This is a genomic window from Actinoplanes sp. NPDC051411, assembly GCF_040682075.1.
Lineage (GTDB): Bacteria > Actinomycetota > Actinomycetes > Mycobacteriales > Micromonosporaceae > Actinoplanes.
In genome coordinates this window covers 49749-57731 of sequence record NZ_JBFBAD010000070.1, presented here as the reverse complement: position 1 = coordinate 57731, position 7983 = coordinate 49749, and the positions used below count along the sequence as shown (strand labels likewise).

Below are 7983 nucleotides of genomic sequence, written 5' to 3'. Positions count from 1 at the left end.
GGCCGGCCCCAGGGCGGCGGCCGGAAACGCCTTGAGCCAGCGGCAGCCGGCCAGCCAGGCCCGCTGCACCTCGCTCGCGGTGCCGACGCCGGGCAGATGCGGCAGTCCGGCGGCGAGGCTGGCCGCGAGCACGAGCGGGTCGAACCCGGGCGCGACGGTGTATTGCGCGCCCGCCTCGGCGGCCGCCCGCACCTGGTCGGCCGTGATCACGGTGCCGGCGCCGACCCGCAGGCCACGTTCCTTCGCGGCGTCGACGGCGGCCTTCAGCGCGGGAACCGCGCCGGGCGAGCCGATCGGCACTTCGAGGACGGTGACGCCGGCGTCCCACAGGTTTCCGGCGACCGTGACCGTCTCGTCGGCCGGCAGCCCGCGCAGGATCGCCATCACCCGCTGCCCGGCCAGGATGTCATCGAACGTCATAGCGAGTTGCCTTCCGGGGAGAGGGATGCTGAGCCGCGGCGGCCGAGTGCGGCCACGTCGCCGGGCACGCCGAGCGCGGCGGCGGCCACGCGGTGACCGAGCGTCAACCGGCCGGCCTCGGGAAGTCCACGCAGCAGCCCGGCGAGATAGCCGGCCGCGAAGGCGTCGCCCGCCCCTACCGGCTCGACCACCTCGACCGGTGGGGTGGCGACGAACTCGACGCCGCCCGGATGGAACGAGGTCGCCCCGGCCGAGCCGTCCTTCACGACCAGCGTCGACGGGCCCGCCAGCAGGGCCCGGACGTCGTCCGGGGCCGAGACTCCCCACAGCGTCTGCGCCTCGTCGAGCCCGACGAAGACGATCTCGGCGCGCATGGCCAGGTCGCGCAGTACCGGCGCCGCCCGGTCGACCGGCCACAGGCCCGGCCGGTAGTTCACGTCGAAGCTGCACCGGCGCCCGCCCAGCAGGTGCTCGACCAGCGCGGCACACGAAGCGGAGAGCGCCGGCGTGATCCCGCTGAGGTGGGTGAGCGCGGCCGGCGGCACCGGACTCTCCGGCCCGAGCCGCGAGGCAGCCGACCCGCCCCGGTAGTAGTAGACCCGCGTGGCGGCGGCCGGTCGTTCGCCGGCGTGCGGCCGACCCGGCTCCCCCGGCCCGGGGTCCTTGAAGAACACGCCGGTCGGCGCGCCGGGATCGACGGTCACCGCCGAGGTGTCGACGCCCCACCGGCCGATCGCCGAGCGGATCAGGTCGCCGAGCGGATCGGCGCCGACCCGGCTCACCCACGCCGTCCGCACGCCCAGCTGGGCCAGGTAGCACGCCACCGTGGACTCGGCCCCGGCCACCTCCAGCCGCATCGGCCCGCCTCCGGCCAGCGGCGCCGGCGGGTCGGGCGTGACGAGGGCCATCGACTCCCCCACACAGACGACGTCGGGCGCCGGCGCGACCTCGAGGTGCGCGGTCATGCGGCGGCCACCGGCAGCTGCTCGTTATGCGTCGTCATGCGCTGGTCACCCGCAGCTGCCATTCGAGGACGCCCGACGGCGGCACGATCGCGGCGTCACCCGGCCCCGCCTCGGCGCGGTCGAAGACCCGGCCCAGCATGGGCTCGACGCCGATGCTGCGGTAAGGCCCGGCCGCCGGCCATCCGCGCAGGTTGCGCCAGAGCGCGACCGACACCGGCTGCCCGGGCGCCTCGAGCGTGAAGGTCAGCCGTTCGCCGTCGGCCACGGTCACCTGCGGGCAGTCGATCAGGATCGCGCCGGTCGCGCTGCCGTCGTCGGGTCCGAGCGACGCGAGCGGGGTGGGCCAGGCCTCGACCGAACCGTCGTCGACGCGGGTCACCGTGCCGGCCGGCGCTTCGAGCACGGCCGACGGCGAGAGGTCGAGCAGGGCGTGCGCGGCCCAGACGAACGGCCAGCCCGGCGACGCGGTCAGCCGGTAGGACACGACCAGCGCCTCATCGTCGGTGTGAAACACCCGGTAGAGCGTGAACTCGTCGGCATCAACCCGCGCGGCGTCCGGACCGAGCGACAGCCAGCGGCGCGACCACGCTTCGCCGTGGTCGGGCTTTCCGCGTACGGTCGGGATGCACTCCTCCAGGCCGCCCGCGTCGGCGAACGAGTCACCGGGCTGGACCGTCAGGCGAGCGGGCTCGACCCGGTGCCACAACCACTCGCGATCGCCCGCGCGCAATGACGTCCACCGGCCTCCGCGTGCCGGGTCGGTCCTCACGGTCACCATTCGGCGAACGACCCGTCTTCGTGGCGCCAGACCGGGTTGCGCCAGGCGTGGCCGCCGGCGTCGGCCCGGCGCACGGCCTGCTCGTCGACCGTGATGCCCAGGCCGGGCGCGTCGGAGCGGGCGATGTGGCCGTCGACGATCTGCAGCGGGGCGGTGTCGGTCACGTAGTCGAGCAGGTCGGCGCTGCCCCGGTGGTAGTGGATGCCCATGCTCTGCTCCTGGATCAGGAAGTTGGGCGTGGCGAACGCGACCTGCAGGCTGGCGGCCAGCGCGATCGGCCCGAGCGGGCAGTGCGGGGCGAACAACGCGCCGTACGTCTCGGCCAGCGCCGCGATGCGGCGGACCTCGGAGATCCCCCCGGCGTGCGAGAGGTCGGGCTGCACCACGCCGACCCCGGCCTGCAGGGCGGGCAGGAAGCCGGCCCGGTCGTAGAGGCGCTCGCCGGTTGCGACCGGCACCGACGTGCAGCGCACCAGGTCGCCCAGCAGGTGGGTCTGCTCGGGGACGAGCGGCTCCTCGACCAGCAGCGGGCTGAACGGGGCGACCGCGGGCAGGATCATGCGGGCGGCCGGCAGGCTGGACCGGCCGTGCAGGTCGATCGCCACGTCGCGGTCGTCGCCGAGCACCTCGCGGGCGGCGGCGAGCCGCTCGACGACGGCGTTGATCTCGGCCACGGTCGGCACCGGGGAGAGGCGGCCGCTCGCGTTCATCTTGACCGCGGTCATGCCGGCCGCGACGTGCTCAGCGACCGCCTCGGCGATCTCGCCCGGCTCGTCGCCGCCGACCCAGGCGTAGACCCGGGCCCGGTCGCGCACCGGACCGCCGAGCAGGGCGTGCACGGGTGCTCCGTAGGCCTGGCCGGCGATGTCCCACAGCGCCTGGTCGAGGCCGGCGACCGCGCTCGAGAGGATCGGGCCGCCCCGGTAGAAGCCGCCCTTGGTCATGATCTGCCAGTGGTGCTCGATGCGCAGCGGATCCTCACCGATCAGGTATTCGGCCAGCACGTCGACCGCGGCCCGGACGACCTCGGCGCGTCCCTCGACGACCGGCTCGCCCCAGCCCACCAGGCCCTCGTCGGTGGCCACGCGGCAGAACAGCCAGCGGGGCGCCACCAGGAAGGTCTCAATGCGATCGATCTTCACGCGGGGTCCTTTCGGTGGGGCCACTCGAGCCGGGCCACGTCCTCGATCGCCTGGTCGAGCAGTTCGCCCATGGCGCGGGCGGCCTGGGCGGGGTTGTGTCGCCGGATCGCGTCCACCACGGCCTTGTGGCTGGGCACGGGGTCTCGGGGGCCGCCGGCGCCGTGGACCATGCGGTCGCGCTCGGCCAGCCCGGTCTCGATCACCACTTCCATGCGCTGGACGAGCTCGTTGTGGGTGGCGGCCAGCAGCGCCCGGTGGAACGCGAGGTCGGCGGCGACCGCGTCGACCGCGTCGCTGCCCGCGGTGGACATCGCGTCGAGCGCGGCGTCGAGCGCGGCCAGGTCGTCGCCGGTGGCCCGGGCGGCGGCCAGGCTGGCCGCGCCGGGCTCGACGATCGCGCGCAGCTCGTGCAGGTCGTCGAAGAGGCCGGGCACCTGCGAGCGGGCGAAATGCCAGCGCAGCACGTCGGCGTCGAGCAGGCTCCAGTCACCACGCGGGCGGACGAACGTGCCGCGTTTGGGCCGCGCGTCGACCAGCCCCTTGGCGGCCAGCACCCGCAGTGCCTCGCGCAGCACGGTGAGGCTCACGTCGAACTCGGCCTGGAGGCCGGTCAGGTCGAGGGTCGCGCCCTCGGACAGCTGGCCGGTCAGAATCCGCTGGGCGAGGACCTCCACCGTCTGGCCGTGCACGCCGCGTGCCGAGTACTGCTGCATTGCGTCTCCCCTAGGTCGCCCCGTTGTTCGCTCACACCACGCTGAGTCATGCCGAGGACTTCACCGCCGTCCAGCCGCCGTCGACCACCAGGCTCGTGCCGGTGACGAAGGCGGCCTCGGCGGAGGCCAGGAACGCCATCGCGGCGGCCACCTCGGCCGGGGTGCCGAACCGGCGGGCGACCGTCTCGGCGACGCTGCGCGCACGGTCCTCCTCGGACACCGGATCCCAGGCCGCCGTCATGACCGGTCCGGGCAGGACGGTGTTGACCCGCAGCGCGGGACCGTACTCGACCGCCAGTTGGCGGGCCAGCGCGACCAGGCCGCCCTTGGCCGCCGCGTAGGCCGGGCGGCCGGGGAGTCCGATCAGCGCGTGCACCGACGAGACCACGACCACGCTGCCCTGGTTGGCGGTGAGATCGGGCAGCAGCGCCTTCACGCCGAGGAACGTGCCGGTCAGGCTGACCGCGATCTGGCGCTCCCAGGAGGCCAGAGTGGTCTGGTCGGCCGGCGCGACCTCGACCGTGTAGGCGTTGCTGACCAGCACGCCGACCGGGCCGAGCTCATCACGCGCCGTAGTGGCCAGCCGAGCCCAGTCGTCCTCGCTGGAGGCGTCGGCCACGACCGCCAGCGCACGGCCCCCGGCATCGATGATCTGCTTGGCCACGTCGTCGGCCGGGCGCACGTCGGCGAGCACCACGGCGGCACCCTCGGCGGCCAGGCGGACCGCGCAGGCGGCTCCGATGCCACCCGCCGCTCCGGTGACAACTGCGGTGCGACCTGCGAAACGCTGGTGCATGCGCTAGCCTCCGACCTCATGACTAACCATTAATTACGAAGATATGTTGACAGGCCGAGAACCGTGATGCAACCTCTTGGAAACACGACCCAGGAGGCACAGCATGATTTCTGCTCCCCTCAGTCGCCGGGGGTTCCTCGCCGGGGTCGGCGGCCTCGGCGTCGCCGGCCTGCTCGGCGCGTGCGCTACCGGGAGTGACGACAGCTCTTCCGGCGGCGCGTCCTCCTCCACCCTGACGCTGCAGTCGTCGCTGTCCGACGCCGACCCCAAGGCGGCGCTGACGAAGGTGGTCCAGGGCTACACCAAGAACAAGACGACCCTCAACACCATCGCCATCGAGACCTTCCGGGCCCAGCTGCCCACATATCTCAACTCGGGCAACCCGCCCGACGTCCTGACGTGGTACGCGGGGTCAGTCGCCCGTGACTACGCGAGCAAGGGCTTCCTGCTCGACGTCTCCGATCTGTGGACCGGCAGCGGGCCCTGCGCCAACTTCTCCCCCGCCCTCCGCGACCTGTCGACGGCCGGCGGCAAGCAGATCTTCGTGCCGACGAGTTACTACTGGTGGGGCCTGTTCTACCGGAAGTCGGCCTTCCAGGAGTGGGGCGTGCAGGTCCCGACCACGTGGGACCAGTTCATCCAGGTCTGCAAGACGATCAAGAGCAAGGGCGTCCCGCCGATCACGATGGGCACCGGCTCGACCCCGTGGGTCGCCTCCGGCTGGTTCGACTACCTCAACCTGCGCATCAACGGCGCCCAGTTCCACCGCGACCTGCTGGCCGGCAAGCACCCGTTCGACGGGCCCGAGGTCAAGGCCGTGATGGACCACTACAAGCAGATCCTCGAGTTCATCGACCCCAAGGGCCGGTCCTACTCCTGGCAGGACGCCGTCACCCCGCTGGCGTCCAAGAAGACCGGGATGTATCTGGTGGGAGCGTTCATCACCAGCGCGGTGCCGTCCGACGTCGGCGACGACCTCGACTTCTTCCAGGTGCCGATCATCGACCCGAGCGTGCCGGTGGCCGAGGAGGGCCCGACCGACGGCTTCTTCGCCAGCGCCAAGTCGAAGAACCCGCAGGGCGCGAAGGACCTCCTGACCTACCTCGCCTCGCCCGACGCCCAGCAGCAGTTCATCACGCTGTCCAAGTCGTCCAACCTGCCCACCTCCGACAAGGTGGACACCACCAAGTTCTCGCCGCTGGTCCAGAAGGGCATCCAGCTGCTCCACGGGGCCAAGGACATCACCCAGTTCTTCAACCGCGACTCCAGCGACGAACTGCAGACGACCGCCGACACCGCGCTGACCAAGTTCCTCGACCAGCCCGGTGACGTCAACAAGATCCTGTCCGACTGGCAGGCGTCCGCGAAGAAGGTCCTCGCGTCGTGACCACAGTGGCTGCGCCGAGCCGGCGGGCGCGCTTCCGCAAGGTGCCGCCGGTCGTCTGGCTGTTCCTCCTGATCCCGGCGGTGGTCGAGGTCGGCATGGTGTTCTGGCCGGCGCTGAACAGCTTCTACCTGTCGCTGACCAAGTGGAACGGGCTCGGCGCGGCCAAACCGGTCGGGCTGGCCAACTTCCGCGACCTCGCCTCCGACGACGTGTTCCTCGGCGCGCTGAAGAACAACGTCATCTGGGTGGTCGGGTTCGGCGGCCTGTCGGTGCTCGGCGGCCTGGCGCTGGCGGTGGCGCTCAACAAGCCCCGCCGCGGCGTCGGGCTCTACCGCAGCGCGATCTACCTGCCGATGGTGTTCTCGCTGGCGGTGACCGGCCTGTTCTGGCGGGTGCAATACCAGCCCGACGGCACGATCAACACGCTGCTCGGGGCGGTCGGGCTGCACGGCCTCGAGAAGCAGTGGCTGGCCGACCCCCACACGGCGCTCTATGCGGTGCTGGTGGCCGCGGTCTGGCGCCAGGTCGGCTACATCATGGTGCTCTATCTGGCCGGGTTGAAGAGCACCGACCCGACGCTCGACGACGCGTCGGCGGTCGACGGGGCGAGCGCGTGGCAGCGGTTCCGCTTCGTGACGTGGCCGCAGCTGCGGGGGGTCAACACGGTGATCTTCGCGGTCACGGTGATCGACTCGCTGCGCACCTTCGACATCGTGTGGGCGATGACCCAGGGCGGGCCCTACCACTCGTCCGAGCTTCTCAGCACGTACATGTTCGAGCAGGGCTTCACGTTCCTCAACCTCGGTTATGCGTCCGCGATCGCCGTGGTGATCTTCGCGCTCGCCCTGATCTTCATCATCACGTACCTGGTTCGGGCGACGAAGGAGGAGGCCCTCTGATGACCGCCGCGACAACCCTGGCCCGGGTGGAGGAACAGTCGGCCGTGCCGGCCCAGCGGCGCGGGCGCCGCCGGTGGCCGTTCCACGCGGTGATGGCGCCGCTCACCATCATCTGGATCGCGCCGATGGTGTTCGTGCTGGTCCTGGCGTTCCGCTCGTTCGACGACATCGCACAGAACGGCACCGCCGCGTGGCCCAAGTCGTTGACCTTGAGCGGGTTCCGCACCGCCCTGACGACCGGCGAGATGGGCCGGTCCCTCTGGATCAGCGTCCAGGTGACCGTGCCGGCGGTGCTGCTCAGCCTGCTTCTGGCGAGCTGGGCGGCGTACGCGTTGAGCCGGCACGCGATCCCCGGGCGCCGGTTGATCCTGTTGTTGATGTTGGCCGGCAACCTGTTGCCGCCGCAGATCCTGCTGATCCCGGTCTCCCGGGTGATGGACTCGCTCGGCATCTACGACACGCTGTTCGCCCTGGTCGTGATCCACGTCGGGTTCGGGCTCGGCTTCTACACCTTCGTGCTGCACGGCTTCATGCGCTCGATCCCGGCCGAGCTGACCGAGGCGGCCCGCATCGACGGGGCCGGTCCGATCTCGATCTACGCCCGCATCATCATGCCGCTGTGCCGGCCGTCGCTGGCCGCGCTCGGCGCGCTCGCCACCACCTGGATCTTCAACGACCTGATCTGGTCGATCACCGTGCTGCGCACCGAGGCCAAGTTGCCGGTGACCGCGGCCCTGCTCAACCTGCAGGGCGGCTACACCAGCAACTGGAGTGTGGTGGCGGCCGCCTCGGTGGTGGCGGCGATCCCGACCGCGATCGTGTTCTTCGCGTTCCAGCGGCACTTCGTCTCCGGCCTGCTGATGGGGTCGAACAAATGAGACCG

Annotated in this window: 9 protein-coding genes; 3 read left to right on the top strand and 6 right to left on the bottom strand. The window is 71.7% G+C overall.

Annotated elements, in window-relative coordinates; all coding sequences use genetic code 11:
• From AB0M88_RS32775 to AB0M88_RS32750, 6 genes are all read right to left on the bottom strand, one after another.
• A partial coding sequence (locus AB0M88_RS32775) for a bifunctional 4-hydroxy-2-oxoglutarate aldolase/2-dehydro-3-deoxy-phosphogluconate aldolase (protein ID WP_364109243.1) occupies positions 1–420 on the bottom strand: 420 nt, incomplete at its 3' end.
• On the bottom strand, positions 417–1385 hold the full coding sequence (locus tag AB0M88_RS32770; protein WP_364109241.1) for a sugar kinase: 969 nt from the start codon (positions 1383–1385) through the stop codon (positions 417–419). The genes AB0M88_RS32775 and AB0M88_RS32770, both read right to left, overlap by 4 nt.
• A gap of 34 nt (positions 1386–1419) precedes the next feature.
• Positions 1420–2115: a hypothetical protein gene (locus tag AB0M88_RS32765; protein ID WP_364109239.1), complete on the bottom strand. Its 696-nt coding sequence runs from the start codon at positions 2113–2115 to the stop codon at positions 1420–1422.
• Between the two features lie 41 nt (positions 2116–2156).
• A complete protein-coding gene (gene dgoD / locus AB0M88_RS32760) occupies positions 2157–3305 on the bottom strand; it encodes a galactonate dehydratase (protein ID WP_364109237.1) in 1149 nt (382 codons plus the stop codon).
• The gene (locus AB0M88_RS32755; protein WP_364109235.1) at positions 3302–4018 is read right to left on the bottom strand and encodes an FCD domain-containing protein; all 717 of its coding nucleotides are present in this window, start codon (positions 4016–4018) and stop codon (positions 3302–3304) included. The genes dgoD and AB0M88_RS32755 overlap by 4 nt, the downstream gene beginning before the upstream one ends.
• Before the next feature lie 46 nt (positions 4019–4064).
• Positions 4065–4814 carry an SDR family oxidoreductase gene (locus AB0M88_RS32750; RefSeq protein WP_364109232.1) on the bottom strand — a complete coding sequence of 250 codons (750 nt, stop codon included), beginning with the start codon at positions 4812–4814 and terminating at the stop codon, positions 4065–4067.
• A 103-nt stretch (positions 4815–4917) separates the two neighbouring features.
• Here AB0M88_RS32750 and AB0M88_RS32745 point away from each other — a divergent pair, with 103 nt between their 5' ends.
• The 3 genes from AB0M88_RS32745 to AB0M88_RS32735 are packed head-to-tail and all read left to right on the top strand — an operon-like array spanning position 4918 to position 7978.
• Complete coding sequence (locus tag AB0M88_RS32745) at positions 4918–6201, top strand: extracellular solute-binding protein (RefSeq protein ID WP_364109230.1); 1284 nt, start codon at positions 4918–4920, stop codon at positions 6199–6201.
• A complete protein-coding gene (locus tag AB0M88_RS32740) occupies positions 6198–7100 on the top strand; it encodes a sugar ABC transporter permease (protein ID WP_364109228.1) in 903 nt (300 codons plus the stop codon). Before AB0M88_RS32745 ends, AB0M88_RS32740 begins: the two co-directional genes overlap by 4 nt.
• Complete coding sequence (locus AB0M88_RS32735) at positions 7100–7978, top strand: carbohydrate ABC transporter permease (RefSeq protein WP_364109226.1); 879 nt, start codon at positions 7100–7102, stop codon at positions 7976–7978. The genes AB0M88_RS32740 and AB0M88_RS32735 overlap by 1 nt, the downstream gene beginning before the upstream one ends.
• Positions 7979–7983 lie beyond the last annotated feature (5 nt).